This is a genomic window from Desulfosporosinus sp. I2 (genome assembly GCF_000960765.1).
GTDB lineage: Bacteria > Bacillota > Desulfitobacteriia > Desulfitobacteriales > Desulfitobacteriaceae > Desulfosporosinus.
Genome location: NZ_JYNH01000021.1, coordinates 26,137 through 45,211 on the forward strand (window position 1 = coordinate 26,137; position 19,075 = coordinate 45,211).

The following is a 19,075-nucleotide window of genomic DNA, read 5'->3' on the forward strand; positions in this document are numbered from 1 at the left end:
GGGATAAGCATGCAAGAAGCGTATATTATTGACTCTAAGCGGACAGCCATCGGTAAAGCCGTTAAAGGTTCTTTAGCACAGGTTCGTCCGGATGATTTAGGTGCATACGTCATTCAAGATATTCTTAAGAGGGTTCCTTCGCTAAAACCAGTAGAGATTGAAGACTGCGTTATTGGTTGCTCCTTTCCAGAGGGAGAGCAGGGCATGAATATGGCCAAGATCATGGCTCTGCGCGCTGGGTTACCCATTGAAGTGTCAGGCGTAACCGTTAATCGCTTTTGCTCTTCCGGTTTACAAGCGATTTCCATGGCTGCGGACCGAATCCGCTTGGGCGAAGCAGAGGTGATGATTGCTGGTGGTGCAGAGAGTATGTCAGCAGTACCACTAGGCGGTATGAAGCCAGCACCTAATCCCTTTTTAGTGAAACATGCTCCAGAGGCTTATGTTTCGATGGGGATTACTGCTGAGAATGTGGCTAAAAAATATGAAATAACTCGTGAACAGCAAGATGCTTTTGCAGCCGCCAGTCATCAAAAGGCTTGGGCAGCTCAAAGCAGCGGACGTTTTGATGATGAGATTGTACCGTTTCCTTTACCTACGTATGGAAAACCCGGCGAAATATGGTTCTCTAAAGATGAGGGGATTCGGCCAGAAACCACGGCTGAATCACTGGCGAAACTACGGACAGCCTTTAAAAATGGGGGTACTGTAACGGCAGGGAACTCGTCCCAGACCAGTGACGGTGCAGCCATCGCTCTTCTTATGTCAGAACAAAAGGTTAAGGAGCTTAGTCTCAAACCCATCGCTGTGTGGCGTGGATTTGCGGTTGCTGGTGTAGAACCAGAGCTCATGGGTATAGGTCCGATTAAAGCGATCCCGAAAGTGTTAAAGCAAGTCGGCTTGACCCTTGCGGATATTGATTTATTCGAGCTAAATGAGGCATTTGCCTCTCAATCGCTGGCGATCCTTAAGACGCTGGACATCGATCCTGCAAAAGTCAATGTTAACGGCGGAGCCATTGCCTTTGGGCACCCACTGGGTTGCACGGGAGCAAAACTCACAGCCACTCTCTTAAGTGAAATGGGTAAGCGAAAACTTAAATATGGCATGGTAACCATGTGCATCGGTGGAGGCATGGGAGCCGCCGGAGTTTACGAGTTATTGTAGGTCTTTGAAAGTAAGGGGACATTACCCGCTCACACACGTTACGTTCACTCGTTCGTTGGATGCTGAACCTATTACGCCAACCTCTGGGTAGCGCAAGATGTGAACCTAGGCGTAATAATGCTTCAGCATCGGCACTCACTTTACCGTGAACTTCACTAAAGTGTTCACTAAGTAATTGTCCCCTTAGTTTCTTGTCGGCGGGGCTAGGAACGTGGGGAACGTGGGGGACGGTTCCCGTGCTTCTGTATGGACGCGGGGATCGGATGCCTTGATAGGGCAAACCCGGTGGAAGTGCAGAAGAAGGATGGAAGTGGGTTTCGTATGCCCCTCTTAGAATAGAAAATAACGAAATAGTTCAGTTGATTTTACTTTAGAAATATGAGGGAGCTGGTTAAATGTCTTTTTATAATAGAAATTACGAGACATTTAGCTAGCACCTTGATTAAGAGGAGGATAACATCATGGAATTGGAATTACGTGGAGGCGGCTTTTTACTGGCTGAGGTTTCGCCAGACCAAGTATATGTTCGAGAGGAATTAAATGAAGATCATAAACAACTCAAGCGGATGGCACATAATTTTATGTCGAAGGAAGTTGCTCCGAAAATAGAGGAAATGGAGGTACAACAGGAAGGCGTTGTTCGCGAATTTATGCGTCAAGCTGGGGAATTGGGATTACTCGGCTTAGAGGTCCCTGAGGAATTTGAAGGTTTAGCAATGGATAAAGCTTCCACGGTGGTCGTGGGTGAAGAAGTTCCCCGTGGCGGGTCCTTTGCGGTTGCTTATGCAGCACATACTGGAATTGGAACTTTGCCCATTGTTTATTTTGGCACACCAGAGCAAAAAGCCAAGTATCTCCCTGGGTTAGCTAATGGTACCAAAGTAGCAGCTTACTGCTTGACTGAGCCTGGTTCAGGCTCGGATGCTTTGGGTGCAAAATCCACAGCTGTTCTTAATGCAGAGGGAACTCACTATTGTCTGAATGGAACAAAACAATTTATCACCAACGCAGGCTTTGCAGATGTCTTCTTGGTCTATGCTAAAGTAGATGGGAAAATGACCAATTTCATTGTGGAACGCGAATCACCAGGTCTGTCTTTTGGACCAGAAGAACAAAAAATGGGGATTAAAGGTTCTTCTACTCGTCAAGTTATTTTGGAAGATGTCATGGTTCCTGTAGAAAACATTGTCGGAGAACTTGGACGAGGACACGTTGTTGCTTTCAATATCTTGAATGTCGGTCGCTTTAAACTGGCTGCTGGAGCCATCGGAAGTGTACAAGTAGTGCTGGAAACAGCTCTAAAATATGCCTCTGAGCGAAAACAATTCGGTGTAGCACTGAACACATTTGGAGCAATTCAAATGAAGATTGCTGAAATTGCTGTTCGGACGTATATGGCCGAAAGTGTAGTCTATCGCACGGCTGGTCTCATGGAAACCGGGTTCCATGGCTTAGATCTCACCGGCGATTGCCGTAAAGAGGCGGGCAAAGCCTTAGAGGAATATGCCATTGAATGTTCTCTTAACAAAGTGTATGCTTCAGAGGTTTTGGATTACGCCGTCGATGAAGGGGTTCAGATTCATGGCGGATATGGCTTTATTAAAGAGTATCCAATTGAACGGATGTATCGTGACTCACGCATCAATCGTCTCTTTGAAGGAACGAATGAGATCAACCGCTTGCTCGTACCTGGAACTCTATTGAAAAGGGCAATGACTGGCGAGCTCCCGTTGCTTCAAGCGGCTCAAGCCGTCAGCAAAGATTTGCTTTCCGGAGGAATGGGCGGCGATGCAGAAGGTTTAGCGGGACTTAATCAAATGACACAAAAGGCCAAGAAATTATGCTTAATGGCGGCTGGGTTAGCAGCTCAAAACATGGGAATGGCTTTAAAAGACAATCAATTCGTCTTGACCGGAATGGCTGAGATGGTACTTCAAGTCTATGCCATGGAAAGTGCTGTTCTTCGGGCTCAGAAAGTTCAAACCCTTAATGTTTCTGATGAGCATAAAGCATTTGTTGAGAAAGCTGCAACTCTTGGAGCCTATGGTGCATTTAATATTCTCGAGCAACAAGCTAAGGAAGTTCTTTGCGCAGTAGAGAAAGGGGATTCCCTAAGCACTGTTTTGGCAGGAATGCGCAAGCTTGTTCGCCGACCAAACGTCGACATGATTGGTATGCGCCAAGAAATTGCACAATATATCATTGAAAAAGAAGTATACCCGACTAACTACTAAGGTTTATAAAGAAAGGTGCTTTGCCCCTTTCTTAGAGCAAAGCCAATTCTTTTTTTGTAAAAGGGCCATCGTCTCAAGACATGGCCTTTTTTGCAAATTGCACAATATTTATCGATCCATAGCAATGAATGAATATTCATTTTTGATGGGAGAATAATAATGTTTGAATTAAAGGAAGTTGCCCAAAATGTCTATCTGCTCAAAGTTCAAGTTCCTATTAATGTAGATTCTGTTAACCTTTATCTAATTGCTGGTGAAGTCCCTACCCTTATTGATACAGGAACTAATACTCCTGAAGTGATCGAAGCAGTTCACAATAGTATGAAACACGTCGGTATAAAGCGGTTGGAACAAGTCTTGGTTACGCATTGGCACGTTGACCATGCTGGAGCGGCCGCTAGTTTTGCGCAAGAAGGAGCTCGTGTTTTAGTGGGCTCCAGAGATTACCAAGAATGGTCCAGTTTTGTCCAGGGACATGCATTCGGGAAGTTAAATGACTGGGCTACCCGAGAATGGGGTGTTCCAGAACAGGAAATTGCAGGAATGATGAAGGTCTACCAACATTTCCGGATGTTAACCGCCTTGCCAGAAAAGATAAGTTTGATTGAGCCTGATCAGGCTATTCTGGTCGGGGACAATCCTTTAAGGGCGATTTTTAGCCCTGGTCACACGGCAGGTCATATGTCGTTTTATAATGAGAAAGATCGTCTCCTTTTTTCAGGAGATATGCTTCTTCCCAATGAAATACCGTACCCTGGAATTTGGCAGGATGGGAAAGGAGTTGTAAGCGGATTACCAAGTTATCTTCAGAGTTTGGACGTTATTGAAGCACTTCAAGCACAAAACTATTTGCCGTCTCATGGGGCTCCCCAAGATGATCCTGTGGCACGTTGTCAAGAGATTCGTGAGCAGCTTTATCAGCAAGTGGATAAGCATCAACCTGCTGAAAGCGTCTATTTAAGTGTTTCAAAATTCGGAAATCGCAAGATTCATCCTGGAATCCTGTTTTTACAATTGCACTATGCTTATGGATGGGAACAGCTTAAAAAGCGTGCCGGATGATATGGTCTATTGTCGTTAAAAAGGTTATGAATCCTAACTTGTGAAGGAGGAAGAGCCCATGGATAGCAAAGAACGATTGACCAAAGAGGGTAATCAAAACCTTAGTATATTAAAGTATATTTGGAAGACCCTAATTACAGTTGTTCCAATGGTTTCTGCGATGGGTGTAGTGATTGCTTATTTGATGAAGTTGGAATGGGAAAAGTCGATATTCTTATTTCTCTGTTTTTTAATTTCAGGCGTAATTATAGGAATTGTTGCTTCCCTTAAAAACTATCGTCGTTTTTTAATGCCCATCTATGCGATGCAAAAAGGGATTATCGATGTAGCCCAAGGAGATTTAACCCAAAGAGTCCAAGTAGTCCATAATAGCGAATTATCGCAATTAGGGTATTCCTTTAATCACATGATGGATAACTTTGAAGTTATTATCCACAAAATTCGCGAGATGACAAATAGTTGGGTAACTTCATCTGAAGAATTGTCGGCTAGTGCTCAAGAAGTTACGGCGACAAACACGAATGTTGCTGATAACACAAATCAAATGGCCGTAGAGGCTAAAAACCAGGCAAGCACGTTGCAGCAAATGAAAGTAATGGTAACGGAACTTGAGAATGCCGCACAAATGATTGCCGAAAGGGCTATGTCCGTTTCTGTAGAAGCAGTAAAATCGGAGCAGCATTCCGAAGAGGGATTAAAGAGGCTTACGGGTATTGTGAAAACGATGGAGGTAACCAATCAATCGATGAGCAAATCCGTAAGCACGATTGAGAATTTAGCGGATCAATCGAATCGGATCGGTTCGATTACCGAGGCAATTGCGCAAGTCGCGCAGCAAACCAATCTTTTAGCCCTTAATGCTGCGATTGAAGCGGCACGGGCAGGAGAGCATGGGCGGGGCTTTGCTGTTGTTGCCGACGAAATTCGAAAACTTGCGGAAAGTGTGGCTACTTCGACACGAGAAGTTACAGAAATTACGGGCCTTATTCAACACAGCGTTAGTAATGCTGTTCAAGAAATGATGCAGACAGATTCGATCGTCAAAGAAAGTGTTTCTACAATTCATAAGGCACGGGAAGCCTTAACCGATATAGCCAGTTCAACCAAAGAGGTTGCTAGCGACATTTCTGATATTGCGGCCTCTAGTGAACAGATGCTTGGAAGTATGGAGGAGATGAACCGCTATGTCAGTACGGTCATGCAGATTTCAGAAGAGGCAGCTGGTACAGCGGAAACGATTAAAGAGTCAACCACGGATGTAACGGCAACCATGCAAATTGTGGCTATATCTGCACAGACTTTAGCTCAAAATGCATCCCAGCTTAAACAGGAAGTCGAGCGTTTTAAGATTAACGGATAGAAGGTTACAAGATCCCTAGCTTCATAGGTCAAGGAGAGGAAAAGTATAAAAAAAGGAGGGGGATTTGCTCGGAATTTCAAGAATATTTAGAATAACCTCATACTTACCTTTACTTTAAACAAAGGCCACCTGTATAATGTTAGAAATAAGACTTTTAAATGGGGGATAAAAATGAGTGTCGAAGCCCATGCTGTCATAACCAGTGCTTTTCCGCGATGGGACCGAGAGCTTTTATTTGAAATCCTAAATAAGATCCATGATGTTGTGATGGTGATAGATACTGATACGACCATTATTTATGCTAATGAGGCCTATGCTAGGATTTTAGGGGTGCCTGTAGCGAAAGTTCTAGGCAGACGGTTGGATAAAATAGAACCGAAAGCAGAAGCCATTAATGTGCTGCGCACAGGCAAGGCTTATCAAAGTGGTGGAGATTATTTGGATTCCCTGGGCATTGATGTGGTAGGAAGTTCATTTCTCTTATACTATGGCAAGCGTATTATTGGCTGTGTTTCTATTTTTAAGAACATTACGGAAGTCGTTGAACTAAACCGAGAATTGCAGCAGACCAAAGGAGTCGCCGCTTATTTAAAAGAACAATTAGAGCAATGGGAACAACTCCCTCTTTCTTTTAAAGAATATGTTGGACAAAACAGTCGCTTGAAGGAAACCTTAGTCTTGGCTGCTAAGGTAGCACGTACAGATAGTACAGTTTTAATCCTCGGTGAAAGCGGGGTTGGCAAGGATGTATTGGCTAGAGCCATGCATAGTAGTAGTCGTCGTAAGGATAAGCCCCTGATCAAGGTAAATTGTGCCGCTATTCCAGAGGATTTGATCGAGAGTGAATTGTTCGGATATGAAGAGGGTGCCTTTACGGGGGCCAAAAAAGGTGGCAAGCTTGGAAAGTTTGAGCTGGCTCATAGTGGTACCATTTTTTTAGATGAAATCGGGGATATGAGCCTTACCATGCAAGCTAAATTATTACGAGTCTTGCAAGATAAGGAGTTTGAACGAGTCGGCGGGACAAAATCGATCAAGGTAGATATTCGAGTGATTGCTGCGACTAATCGAGATTTAGAAAGTATGATCCAGAAGGGTACCTTTAGGCTGGACTTATACTATCGGCTTAATATTGTTCCTCTGATTTTGACTCCGTTACGGGAACGAAAAGACGATATCTTAGCACTGTCTAAGACGTTCCTTCAGCGGCTTTCTCGAGAAGTTGGTAGGGAGCTAATTCTGTCACCTAGGGTAATGAGCTTTTTTCAGGAATATAATTGGCCGGGAAACATTCGTGAATTACAGAACGTTTTAGAACACGCTAGTATTGTCTGCAGTGGAGTTTCTATTGAAATACAGCATTTACCTGCACGCATAATACCCAAGACTAATGAACGCGTGAAAGCGAAAGATAAGCCCTACGCAGTGAAAGAGATTCTTGCTGGAGTGGAAAAGGAACTTATATTATCCGCACTAGACACGTATCACAATAACCGCACGAAGGCGATGAAAGCTTTGGGCTTTTCTAGGCGAGTGTTCTACGATAAATTAATAAGGTATGGGATACATTAATGTGTACGCTTTACGCACTAAAATAAAGGTAGAATAACTCTTCTTGTATAGAAATCCATACATATAACAACTCTCAAAGGATTGGTGACTCAGTCCATAGAGGGTTGTTTTATTTTTAGTGGATGGCATAATTCTTGCAATACAACTTATATATCAGACTATTTAGAATAGACAAATATATAATTAAAACAAAAGGAGAATGACGATGAGAACAAGAGCCCAGTATATCGAAAGATTAGGCAAGATGAACCGCAACCTGTACTCTAATGGGCAGATGATTGATAGGCTTGATGAACGTCAAGAAGGTGCGATTAATGTCATGAGTCTAACGTTTGATGCAGCTTGGGATCCAGCCAGTAAGGATCTTTGTACCGCAAAATCACACCTCACGGGTAAGACAATTAACCGCTTTAATCATATTCACCAAAGCGTACAAGATTTGCATAAAAAGCAAGATATGACCCGCTTCATGTGTAACAAAGTCGGGCAGTGTATCCAACGTTGCATGGGTATTGATGCTGCCAACGCTATTAACGCGGTTTCCTACGAGGCTCAGAAGTCTCCCAAAGCCAAAACAACCTATCATAAGAACTGGCTAAAATGGTTGGAGCGCTTTCAGAATGAAGACCTAGTTGCTAGTTGTGCACAAACTGACGTTAAGGGTGAACGTTTGAAACGTCCAGCCGAACAGACTGACCCAGATATGTATGTGCATGTGGTAGAGGAACGAAGTGATGGGATTATTGTTCGCGGGTGTAAGGTCCATATTTCTGAAGCCTCAATCTCTGACGAGATCCTGGTAGTACCGAATCGAGCCCTTCAGAAGGGTGAAGAAGCTTATGCCGTGGCTTTTGCAATTCCTTCGGATTATGAAGGAATTAAGCAAGTAGTCCATTTCCATAATTATCGAAAGCGCGATACGTATGATCGAGGTATCGAATACGGCTACACGGATTCATATATTTTCTTTGACGACTGTTTTGTACCTTGGGAACGCGTATTCTTATGCGGGGAAGTCCAACATGGTGGCTTGGCAGCGTTGCTATTTGCCCTGTTTCATCGTCATTCTTATTCTGGTTGTAAACCAGCAATGCTGGACTATGTTATTGGGATGGGCGCTCTAGCAGCAGAAATTAATGGTATTGAAAAAACTCCTCATGTCCGCGAGTTGTTATCGAAGTTGATCATGACGGGCGAATTGGGATATGCTGCAGGCTACACAGCGTCCGCTCTCGCTAAACCTGAAGTCTATATGCCTGGACTGGGGCTCGTGCCGTATGGCCCAGGTAGTTATATTCCTAATTCCATCTATGCCAATGTCGGAAGGTGTCTGACGGGTGAGGCTGTCTTCCATGAACAAGAAATTTTATGTAACATTGCAGGAGGTATGCCTGCCACCTTCCCTTATGAAAATGACCTGACTAACCCTGAAACAAAACATTTGCTTGAAAAGTATCTTAATCGCAATCCGAAGATTCCCATTGAAGAACAAATTAAGTTCTGGATGAACTTTATTGATTTTGGTCTTTCTGGGTCTGCGGGGTCCACTTTATATGGCGCTTATCATGGCGGGGGCTCACCAATCATGGAACAGATCGCGATCACTTCCCAGTATGACATGGAGTCGAAGAAGGATATTGTTCGAGCTATTGCAGGAATGAAACCCAGAGTGAAGAAAAAATAAGAGGTTGCAAATTAAGGAGGAATCGTGATGGCTAGCAAATTCATGTATAGTAATCGGGATCATAAGTTCATTATTAAAGAATGGCTGGATGGGAAGAAAATATTAGAGCTAAAACGTTTTCAAGAGTACCTTAGTCTAGAAGACGTGGATGGAATACTTGACCAATCCTTAAAAATGAGCAGAGAAGTTGTTGCCCCTACTAATGATGATGGGGATACCATCGGGGCGGTTTTCAAGGATGGGAAAGTAACAGTTCCCCCTTCCTTCCATAAAGCCTTTAAATTTATTCAAGAAAATGGGTGGGGTGCCAGTAACAGTGACGTCGAAGGAGAAGGTGCGCTTCCCGAGATTCTGAATCAAGCGGTTCGTGAGTTCATTATTGGGGCAAATCCCTCAATATCTCCCTACGTTGGATTAAGCGGTGGCATAGCGTCTGTGATCAAGGCGTTTGGCTCACCCGAACAGATCTCCCTCTACACTCCGAAAATGTTTGAGGGCGTTTGGGAAGGGACTATGTGTCTTACGGAACCCGGAGGCGGCTCCGATGTAGGGGATATGACGACTAAGGCTTACCCTACAGAGAACCCCTTAATTTACAAGGTTAAGGGGACAAAATGCTTTATTACCGGAGGGGATCATGATCTTACGGAAAATATTATTCATTTAGTGCTCGCCCGTGTCGATGGAGCGGCTCCCGGCACTAAAGGATTGTCACTATTTATAGTACCAAAAGTCTGGGTCAATGAAGAGGGGAAACTTGAAGAATTCAACGATGTTTCAACCGTTGGCATAGAACATAAAATGGGTCTCAAGGGTTCGTCCACGGCTGTGCTTAGCTTTGGGGAAGAAGGTCAATGTCGGGGTATTCTGTTAGGGAGCCCACCGGATGAAAAAGGGTTTGGGCAGGGGATAGCTCAAATGTTTCGCATGATTAATGGCTCCCGGTTGGACACTGGGCATAGTGCTTTAGCTGTGGCGACTGTTGCCTATAACAATGCAGTCGCTTATGCCAAGGAACGAATACAGGGTCGACCGATTCACAATCCTAAAGCAGGTAGAGTTCCTATTATCCAACATGAAGATGTACGTCGGATGTTGCTCACGCAAAAGGCCACCCTGGAAGCAATGCGAGCTATGATTTTTAAGGGCTATTACTATTTGGATTTAATCGAATTCGGAGATGATCCTGAAGATGTTAATGCAGCAAAACGTTCCATTGAAGTCATCACTCCTTTAATCAAGGCGTATTGTTCTGACCAAGGGTGGTTAATGATTACAGAAGCAATTCAAGTCTTCGCAGGCTACGGGTTTACAGAGGAATACCCAGTGGCTCGTCAAGCTAGGGACGTTAAGATTTACTCCATCTGGGAAGGTACTAATTTCATTCAGTCCATGGATCTAGTCGGTCGTAAGTGGAGTCTGGATAAAGGCAATATCTTCAAAGAATGGCTGATGGAGATGGCGACTTTCGTCCAAGGAAACCAGAATCATAAACTCTTTGCTCGTGAATTCGCGATACTTGGCAAAGCATTATTGGCTTATCAAGAACTTATAGGTATCGTCTTAACTTACTTTAAGGAAAATATTAGACTGGTTCCGTTATATAGTACGAGAATCTTGCGGATTACTGCCGAACTCTATGGCGGTTGCTTGCTGATGCAACAGGCCTTAGTGGCCCAAGAAAAACTGGACCAAGGGGATACAGACAAAGCTTTTTATACCGGGAAATTATTGAGTGCCAAATTTTATGTACTTAATATTGTTCCGGATGTGGCGGCGACTGTTCGGATTATTAAAGAGGCTGATACCTCGGCCATCGATATGCCTGAAGAGGCTTTCTAACATGCTCAATAATGATCTGTTTGATACGAATAGATTTTAAATTATTGTAAACAATATAAAGCAAATAAGGAGGTGCTTTGTATTGCAACTACAATTATCGCAAAAAGAAAAATCGTTGCTAATGGATCAGAAAACTCATGAGGAAACTTGCGTGGATAAATATGCAAAATATGCTAACCAGGCACAAGATAGCCAATTAAAACAACTATTTAAGACTCATGCTGCTCATGAGCAAGAACATCTAAATACTATTAATCAAATTTTAAACGGTCAGGTACCCAACGTAGGCGGTCAACAAAACCGGGGTCAACAACAAAGGACAAATGGAACACAAGCCTCAATGACCTCTTCGGTTCAAGGTAATTATAATCAAGAGGATGCTAAACTCTGTAAAGACATGTTAATGACTGAAAAGTATGTGTCAGGGGCCTATGACACAGCCATCTTTGAGTTTAGGGATAGTAATATCCGTCAAGTTTTAAATCATATTCAAAAGGAAGAGCAGCAACACGGGGAAGATATATTCCAATATATGCAAAGTCAGGGGATGTATCAAGTACAATAGTTAAACTTACATGTTAAAGTTAGAACTGTTTCTCTAGAGGGGAACAGTTCTTTTTATAATCTTGACGTGAAATTCACAATTTACTCACCTATTCAACTTTTAATACCAGTATACTAAAGATAATATAGAATAAACGAACTAAATGGGCATGAAGAGAGGATGTTTAAGATGCTTGGTTTTCTAATAGTATTGCTCTGTATCGTTACATATTTTTATTACAAACAAAATGGTTACTGTCTTCATCCTTCAAAGGGTTCTTACCGGGATGCACTTGAAATAGTTCGAGGCCGCTATGCCCGGGGGGAAATTAGTAGTGAAGAATTCAATGAACGTATTAAGGCCTTAGAATAAGGGAGAATAAAAAATGATTCGAGGAAGCGGACAGGTAATGCGTGGATTTGACCATGGGTTTATGGTCTATGGACAAAACGGATGGATGGGGTGGTTACCCATTGGTTTTCACTTGTTTTTCTGTGTGGCCATCATTGTGCTTGCAGTTATTTTTATGCGACGTCATGCTTCAAAGGTTCGAGCGTATCGAAAACTAAATGATCCTGCTTTATTGATTCTGCGGGAACGATATGCCCATGGAGAACTTGAAACTGAAGAATTCATACGTCGAAAAAATGATCTAAAAATTTGAGGGATTCATAAATGTAAAGTTTGGCGCGACCTTTTGATATTCAAGGTCGCGCTTTTAGTTTGCTCAAATTATTGTTGAATCAAGATAAGGACAATAAATATTTATGTTGATGATAGAGTGATTCTCGTCTATGATATAGATAGGGTCAGCTATAGATGCTAGAGAGAAATGCTCCAGAAGCTGGCATAGGTAGATTACGTCACGTATGAACCAGGGGGTCATTATGATACATTGTTCATCCTTAGGAAAAACGGCTTTGTTAATCGCTATGGCTGAGGGAAAAGAAACTGAAGACTTTGTGTTAAGTGCTAAAGAAAAGGGTTTTGAGGTTGTAACGGGCAAAGTGGGTTCTATGGATGTCCAAAAGATCATTGCGGCCGTGGAAACAGCAGCTAAACGTGGAGGGCTTACAGATGATAGCTATCGCTCTCAGCATGCGTTATATCACGCAATTCTTGACGCTCTGCAAGGGCTGGGACGTGGGCCCTTACAACTCGGAAATATTCTGCGTACGGTTGGACTCCGCTTTGCAGTGGTTAAAGGCCCACGCACGATGGAAGAGTTCGATGATCTTTGGATTGCAGTCAGCATGTATGGTATGATTGGAGCACCCATTAAAGGGCATGAACATGAGGTATGTGGATTAGGGGTCAATCATTTATAATTGACCAACAACGTATGAGATATCGGGTAAGAATGAATTTAATTCGTTTGCAATAAAATAAGGAATGCTCATAGATATTAGTTATTAGAGGGCTAAGCTGTAAACAATCGTTTATGGCTTAAGCCTCTTTTTAATTGCTTTATTCGAGGAGGAGTCAAACATGAGCGTAGTTTTAGCTGAAAAAACTAAGGTTATTTTAGATGGAGAAACACTCTCGTTGGAGCAAGTAGTTGCTGTAGCACGGTACGGTGCCAAGGCGAGCTTACACCCGATTGCTAAGGAAAAAGTCCTTAAATCCAGAATGTTTGTGGATCAATTAATAGAAGGAAATAAAACGGTTTATGGAATTACAACAGGCTTTGGTATGTTTAGCGATGTCTTGATTTCCAAAGAAGATGCTAAGAAATTGCAACGCAACCTGATTATGAGTCATTCAACCGGCGTAGGAGATCCACTAGCTCCCGAAGTCGTGAGAGCTATCATGCTTCTGAGAGCTAATGCTTTAGCCAAAGGATTTTCCGGCATACGACTTACCACTCTTGAAACGTTACTGAACGTGCTAAATGCGGAGATCATTCCAGTTGTGCCGGAGAAAGGGTCCCTTGGAGCGAGTGGAGATTTGGCTCCGTTATCCCATATGGTCTTGGTTTTGCTCGGGGAAGGGGAAGCATTTTATCGAGGACGGCGAATGAGTGGACAAGAGGCTTTAGCTTTAGCGGGGATAGAACCTGTGGTTCTGGAAGGGAAAGAGGGGCTAGCCCTTATTAACGGAACTCAAGTAATGACGGCAATTGGAGCTTTGGCGGTTTGGGATGCTGAAATTCTATGGGAGTCTGCCAATATTACCGCCGCTCTAACCATAGAGGCTCTCGAAGGTATACTTGATGCCTTTGATCCGAAAATCCATGCTGTTCGTCCTCATAAGGGTCAAGGGGATGTAGCGGAAAAAATCCGCTCGCTCACCGCTGGGAGTACGTTTATTGCAGGAGAGCATCGGCCCAGAGTTCAGGATGCATATGCACTTCGATGTGTAGCTCAAGTGCATGGTCCGTCTGGGGATGCCGTAGCTTATGTGAAAAAAGTCGTTGAAACGGAAATGAATTCGGTCACTGATAATCCGTTAATCTTTCCCGAGGAAAACGAGGTTCTCTCAGGCGGAAATTTCCACGGGCAACCCGTTGCTCTAGCCATGGATTTTCTGGGAATTGCTATCGCTGAGCTTGCGAATATTGCTGAACGGCGATTAGAACGCTTAGTGAATCCAAACTTAAGTGGACTGCCCGCTTTTTTAACTCCTGATGGAGGCTTGAACTCAGGGTTTATGATCGTGCAGTATTCCGCAGCCTCTCTTGTATCAGAAAATAAGATTTTGGCTCATCCAGCCAGTGTGGATTCGATCCCCTCGTCTGCCAACCAAGAGGACCATGTGAGTATGGGTACGATTGCCGCCCGTAAAGCTCGCAGCATTATTGAAAACACCGCTCAAGTATTGGGGATGGAACTGTTGGCTGCATGTCAAGGGGTTGATTTAAGAAATGGGAAAGAGGAGCTTCAACTCGGTAAAGGGAGCGAAAGTGCTTATAGGCTTGTTCGTTCCAAGGTAGGTATGCTAAAAGAGGATCGCGTGATGTATCCAGATATTGCGGTTGCTAAAGACTTAGTTTCTTCTGGGAAGCTTGTTAATCAAGTTCGACTGAAACTAGCAAATGAAACTAGCAAAGGTAAGTAGAAAAGATACGTAGAAAAGGTAACTAGCAAAGGTAGTTTAGAAGAGGAAAATTGGGTTATACCGTAAAGAACTGGAAAAGATCCTAAAGTAATAGAAGACGTGATTTAAACGTGTAAAGATAATTTGAATGGATACAATAAGAAAACGGTGAGCAAAAAGATTCATGTTGTAAGGCATGAATCTTTTTGCATTGTGGATATATAATTATTGACATATAGTATAGGGGGGTATACTATATTAAATAGAGGTGATAGTATGGAATCGGATGAAAAGCAGGTTCAAACTTGTTCGGTATGTCAAGGAGAAGGGAAGATTCAAGGAGACCGCATGAGTCCTCATGACGATAAGACGATTAGAGATCTTGTCAATCGTATGAATCGTATAGAAGGCCAAATTCGAGGGATCAAAGGAATGATCGAACGGCACGTGTATTGTGATGATGTATTAAATCAGATATCTTCGGCTCAATCCGCTTTAGATGGGGCCTCACGCTTGCTTTTAGAGAAACATATGAAATCTTGCGTCAAAGAGCAACTTCAGGCTGGAGATGAACTGGTAATCGATGAGGTCCTTAAGACTATCTTTCGCATGATTCGAAAGTGACGTTATGATGTGAACTCTTCAATAAAAATTATGTAGCCTCGATTAGGAGCGATAAAGTATGATAGAAAATGCAGTCCATGAGAAAAAAGAAATTGCTGTTTATGGTATGACCTGCCAGCATTGTGTTAACCATGTAACGAAGCTTCTGGAAGCGTTTCCGAGTGTAGAGCAAGTCCAAGTAAGCTTAGAAGATTCGAAGGCGACGTTCGATTGGGACCCCACTCAGGTCAACTTGCTAGATGTTCGACATGAACTTGAGGAAGCTGGCTACTCAATGGAGAAACCGAAAAGTGAACTCGTTCAGCAAAAGCCGGACTTCGAGAATTTGAGCGGGGAATCTACCCACACCGAAACAAAACCTCGTAAAGAATTAGAAGTCTCGCAACTGGATGAAAAGTCAGAGCAAAAACATCACTTTAAGATCAATGGGATGACTTGCGCAAACTGTGCTTTGACGATTGAGAAGGGCCTCAAGACTATGCCAGGAGTAAAAACGGTCGCTGTCAATTTTGCTTCCGAAAAGCTCGCTGTGGAAATGGATCCCAGCTTGGTTAATGAGGATGACCTTCTTGCTAAAATAAAGGATCTTGGGTATGCTGCCCAAAGCGAAAACAGCGGTAAACAACAGTTTAAAGTGGGCGGGATGACTTGCGCAAACTGTGCATTAGCTATTGAAAAGAAACTTAAGGGTACTCAGGGAATCCAAAATGCTACGGTTAACTTAGCGAGTGAAATGGTGACAGTGGAATTTGATCCAGGTGTAGTCACAATGAATGAGATCTATGCGCAAGTTCGGGATGCTGGGTATACTCCCATCGAAAATAATGATGGGAAACAAGACGATCGTACGGCAATCCGTCAACGCAATTGGCTCATTTTCAGTGCGATTCTTTCTTTGCCGATTATGCCGATTATGTTTCTTCCCATGTCAAGACCCTTGATGTATACGATGCTTATTCTTGCGACGATTGTTCAGTTTACAGCGGGTTGGACATTCTACCGCGGTGCTTATCACGCCTTAAAAAACCGCTCAGCTAATATGGATGTTTTAGTGGCTCTAGGGATTACAGCAGCATATGGATATAGCTTAATGACGACAGTTCATATGTTTTTCCCAACATTTTTCTTTAAAGGCCCCAATTTTTTTGATACCTCGGCTTTGTTGATTACCTTTGTGCGTTTCGGGAAATATTTGGAAGCTAAAGCCAAGGGCAGAGCGGGTCAAGCCTTAAAAAAACTTTTAGAGTTACAATCCGATAAAGCACATCTATTAGTCGATGGAGAGGTCAGGGAAGTGTCTGCATCGGATCTGAAAATTGGGGATATTACTCTTGTCAAATCCGGAGAAAGAATACCAGTCGATGGTGAGATCATCGAGGGACAAGCAAGTATCGATGAGGCGATGCTAACTGGAGAATCTATTCCCGTTGATAAGAGGGTTGGGGACCCAGTGATCGGAGCTACGATTAATCGCTCGGGAAGTATTAAGGTTAGAACAACCAAAACTGGTAAAGATACCATTCTTTCCGGGATCATTAAAATGGTTGAAGATGCTCAAGGGGTTAAGCCTCCGATCCAAAGACTGGCGGATGTGATTTCTAATTACTTTGTCCCGACGGTAGTTTTGTTGTCACTCCTTACGTTTTTAATTTGGTATTTTGGCTTGCATAGTACGTTTGTGTTTGCTTTTACGGCGGCCATTGCGGTCTTGGTCATTGCTTGTCCTTGTGCATTGGGACTGGCTACTCCAACGGCAATTATGGTGGGTAGCGGGGTAGGCTTAAACCGAGGGATCTTATTCAAATCTGCAGCCGTACTTGAGAGCATTGCTCACTTGCAGGCGATTGGTTTTGACAAAACAGGGACGTTGACAAAAGGAACTCCCGAAGTGACTGAGGTCGTTCCCTATGGGACTTTTTCTATACACGATGTCCTTAAAATTGCAGCTGCTGGTGAAAATCCCTCGATTCATCCGTTAGCCCAAGCGGTAGTGGCTAAGAGCAAAAAAGAACAACTTGTAATTCAAGAAGTAGAAAATTATCGAGAAGAGGCTGGATATGGCGTCACTTGCACTTATGAAGGGCAAACCTTACTGATTGGTAATATTAAGCTGATGCATTCAAATAACGTAGAGGTCCAAGAATCAGAACAGGATTTCTTGCGTTTGGCCGAGGCAGGAAGAACGACAAGTTTTATAGCCCTTGCCGGTCGTGTCATTGGACTTATCGCCCTAGCAGATGTGGTTAAAGAAAGTACTAAAGAAGCCATTGAACGATTGCATAAATTAGGCTTAAAGACGTTTATGATTACGGGAGACAATAAGAAGGTCGCCAATGTTGTGGGGGAGCAAGTCGGGATTGATGACGTGATCGCCGAAATTTTGCCTCAAGAGAAGATAAGTATTATTAAGAAGTATCAAGAACTAGGGTATAAGGTAGCCATGGTGGGGGATGGGATTAATGACGCACCGGCGCTAGCCCAAGCTGATGTCGGTATTGCAATTGGTTCTGGAACGGATGTGGCTAAGGAAACCGGGGATGTAGTGTTAGTCCGCAACGACCTGTTAGATGTAGAGCGGGCGATTCGATTAGGGCGAAAAACCCTTGCTAAGATCAAGCAAAACCTTTTTTGGGCTTTGATTTATAATGTTATTGGTATCCCGATTGCAGCGGGTGTTCTTTACCCGATTACCGGTGAGCTTTTGCCGCCCGAATGGGCAGGGTTGGCTATGGCCTTTTCATCTGTTTCTGTAGTAACCAATTCTATCCTTTTAAGACGGTATGATCAAAAATTAGAAGGCTAGTCGTTATAGTCCTAAGAGAAAACTTCCAGAGAGGTAGTAAGGTTTCCTTTGTGGGCATATAGGTGCCTATGAGAGGATAGAAATAAAACAATTTGATGAAGTTAGTCGTCATCTGGCCTCTGGCCTCTGGATTCTGACTTCTGACTAAGCGAGGTGAATAAAAATGAGCCAAACAATCCTTAAAGTTGAAGGAATGACTTGTAATCATTGCAAAATGAGAGTTGAAAAAGCCCTACAAGCACTTAGTGGAGTTGAAAGCGTGAAAGTTGATCTTGCTGCTAAAGAAGCGGTTGTAACAGGAGAGACCGAGCGCGCGAGTCTTGTAAAAGCGATTGTAGATGCAGGTTATTCTGCAGAGTGAGGATGAATACATTACCTTTGGATAAACTAATCTAGGGGTGATGGTCTTGCCGAGAAATGATGGCAATAAAGACAAGAATGAGGATTTAAAAAAAATCGAGTTAACACTCCGCAATATCCACAAAAATGAAGACTTCCTAGCGGAAAATGCAGAGGAACTTTCCTCTCACCAAATTAAGGATGTCAAAGCCCATTTAGCATCAAAGAAGAAGCACCTTGAAGAAACCGATGGTACGATTAAATAGGAGCGATGCTCCTATTTTTTTTAAGGTCCCTCATACAAAAGCGTGATCTTCATAAAATAATAAGAGGGATATCTTTCGATATCCCTCTTATTTCAAGGTCTGGGTTTAACCATTCGTAATAACGAGCTGTTATTAGATCCTGGTTCCACCTTTAAGATGCTCTTCTGCAAATTGAATCATACGTTTGGTCATTTGGCCGCCGACGGAACCGTTTTCACGGCTTGTGCGGTCACCGCCTAATTGTAGGCCCATCTCATTTGCTACTTCATACTTGAACTGATCCAATTGCTGTGAAGCTCCTTTTGCTGCTGGGGTATTAGTGTTTCTTTCTCCTGCCATGTTTAGGAACCCTCCTTTATATTTATGATTGTGTACTGGAACATTCTTATTATGTCTTCGACTAATTTTATTACTCAGGTAATTATTGCTACAATATAAAGAGCTTTCCTTTTCGCAATTTTACTATAGTCTTGTATTGGATAAATTAAGGCTTTAAGTTTATCGTTATGGTTGAATTTAGTTAACATAAGGTTTAAAATATT

Annotated in this window: 17 protein-coding genes; 16 read left to right on the forward strand and 1 reads right to left on the reverse strand. The window is 43.0% G+C overall.

Going from position 1 to position 19,075, the window contains the following annotated elements:
* Positions 1-9 precede the first annotated feature (9 nt).
* The 16 genes from UF75_RS07640 (at position 10) to UF75_RS07715 (ending at position 18,533) form a co-directional block, all read left to right on the forward strand.
* Entirely contained in the window at positions 10-1,167 is a 1,158-nt protein-coding gene (locus UF75_RS07640; RefSeq protein ID WP_045574010.1) for an acetyl-CoA C-acyltransferase, read from the forward strand.
* 461 nt (positions 1,168-1,628) lie between these two features.
* The gene (locus UF75_RS07645; protein ID WP_045574011.1) at positions 1,629-3,401 is read left to right on the forward strand and encodes an acyl-CoA dehydrogenase family protein; all 1,773 of its coding nucleotides are present in this window, start codon (positions 1,629-1,631) and stop codon (positions 3,399-3,401) included.
* A 159-nt stretch (positions 3,402-3,560) separates the two neighbouring features.
* Entirely contained in the window at positions 3,561-4,463 is a 903-nt protein-coding gene (locus UF75_RS07650) for an MBL fold metallo-hydrolase (RefSeq protein ID WP_045574012.1), read from the forward strand.
* 58 nt (positions 4,464-4,521) lie between these two features.
* Complete coding sequence (locus UF75_RS07655) at positions 4,522-5,823, forward strand: methyl-accepting chemotaxis protein (protein ID WP_045574013.1); 1,302 nt, start codon at positions 4,522-4,524, stop codon at positions 5,821-5,823.
* A gap of 171 nt (positions 5,824-5,994) precedes the next feature.
* Entirely contained in the window at positions 5,995-7,395 is a 1,401-nt protein-coding gene (locus tag UF75_RS07660) for a sigma 54-interacting transcriptional regulator (protein WP_045574014.1), read from the forward strand.
* A gap of 205 nt (positions 7,396-7,600) precedes the next feature.
* Complete coding sequence (locus tag UF75_RS07665; protein WP_045574015.1) at positions 7,601-9,079, forward strand: 4-hydroxyphenylacetate 3-hydroxylase N-terminal domain-containing protein; 1,479 nt, start codon at positions 7,601-7,603, stop codon at positions 9,077-9,079.
* Positions 9,080-9,106: 27 nt separating this feature from the next.
* Positions 9,107-10,921 (forward strand): acyl-CoA dehydrogenase, encoded by a 1,815-nt coding sequence (locus tag UF75_RS07670; protein ID WP_045574016.1) that lies wholly within the window; start codon positions 9,107-9,109, stop codon positions 10,919-10,921.
* Between the two features lie 121 nt (positions 10,922-11,042).
* Entirely contained in the window at positions 11,043-11,486 is a 444-nt protein-coding gene (locus UF75_RS07675; protein WP_348983035.1) for a DUF892 family protein, read from the forward strand.
* A 168-nt stretch (positions 11,487-11,654) separates the two neighbouring features.
* Entirely contained in the window at positions 11,655-11,837 is a 183-nt protein-coding gene (locus UF75_RS07680; protein ID WP_045574018.1) for an SHOCT domain-containing protein, read from the forward strand.
* A gap of 13 nt (positions 11,838-11,850) precedes the next feature.
* Positions 11,851-12,129: an SHOCT domain-containing protein gene (locus UF75_RS07685; protein ID WP_045574019.1), complete on the forward strand. Its 279-nt coding sequence runs from the start codon at positions 11,851-11,853 to the stop codon at positions 12,127-12,129.
* A gap of 223 nt (positions 12,130-12,352) precedes the next feature.
* Positions 12,353-12,793 carry a HutP family protein gene (locus UF75_RS07690; RefSeq protein WP_045574020.1) on the forward strand — a complete coding sequence of 147 codons (441 nt, stop codon included), beginning with the start codon at positions 12,353-12,355 and terminating at the stop codon, positions 12,791-12,793.
* A gap of 160 nt (positions 12,794-12,953) precedes the next feature.
* Positions 12,954-14,522, forward strand: coding sequence for a histidine ammonia-lyase (gene hutH / locus UF75_RS07695; protein WP_045574021.1), 1,569 nt, complete (start codon positions 12,954-12,956; stop codon positions 14,520-14,522).
* Positions 14,523-14,777: 255 nt separating this feature from the next.
* Entirely contained in the window at positions 14,778-15,125 is a 348-nt protein-coding gene (locus tag UF75_RS07700) for a metal-sensitive transcriptional regulator (protein WP_082075062.1), read from the forward strand.
* Positions 15,126-15,183: 58 nt separating this feature from the next.
* Entirely contained in the window at positions 15,184-17,928 is a 2,745-nt protein-coding gene (locus UF75_RS07705) for a heavy metal translocating P-type ATPase (RefSeq protein WP_045574022.1), read from the forward strand.
* A 163-nt stretch (positions 17,929-18,091) separates the two neighbouring features.
* Positions 18,092-18,289 carry a cation transporter gene (locus UF75_RS07710; RefSeq protein ID WP_045574023.1) on the forward strand — a complete coding sequence of 66 codons (198 nt, stop codon included), beginning with the start codon at positions 18,092-18,094 and terminating at the stop codon, positions 18,287-18,289.
* Positions 18,290-18,335: 46 nt separating this feature from the next.
* Positions 18,336-18,533 (forward strand): hypothetical protein, encoded by a 198-nt coding sequence (locus UF75_RS07715; RefSeq protein WP_045574024.1) that lies wholly within the window; start codon positions 18,336-18,338, stop codon positions 18,531-18,533.
* Positions 18,534-18,665: 132 nt separating this feature from the next.
* Here UF75_RS07715 and UF75_RS07720 read toward each other — a convergent pair whose 3' ends face one another.
* On the reverse strand, positions 18,666-18,872 hold the full coding sequence (locus UF75_RS07720) for an alpha/beta-type small acid-soluble spore protein (protein WP_045574025.1): 207 nt from the start codon (positions 18,870-18,872) through the stop codon (positions 18,666-18,668).
* Between the last annotated feature and the right edge of the window lie 203 nt (positions 18,873-19,075).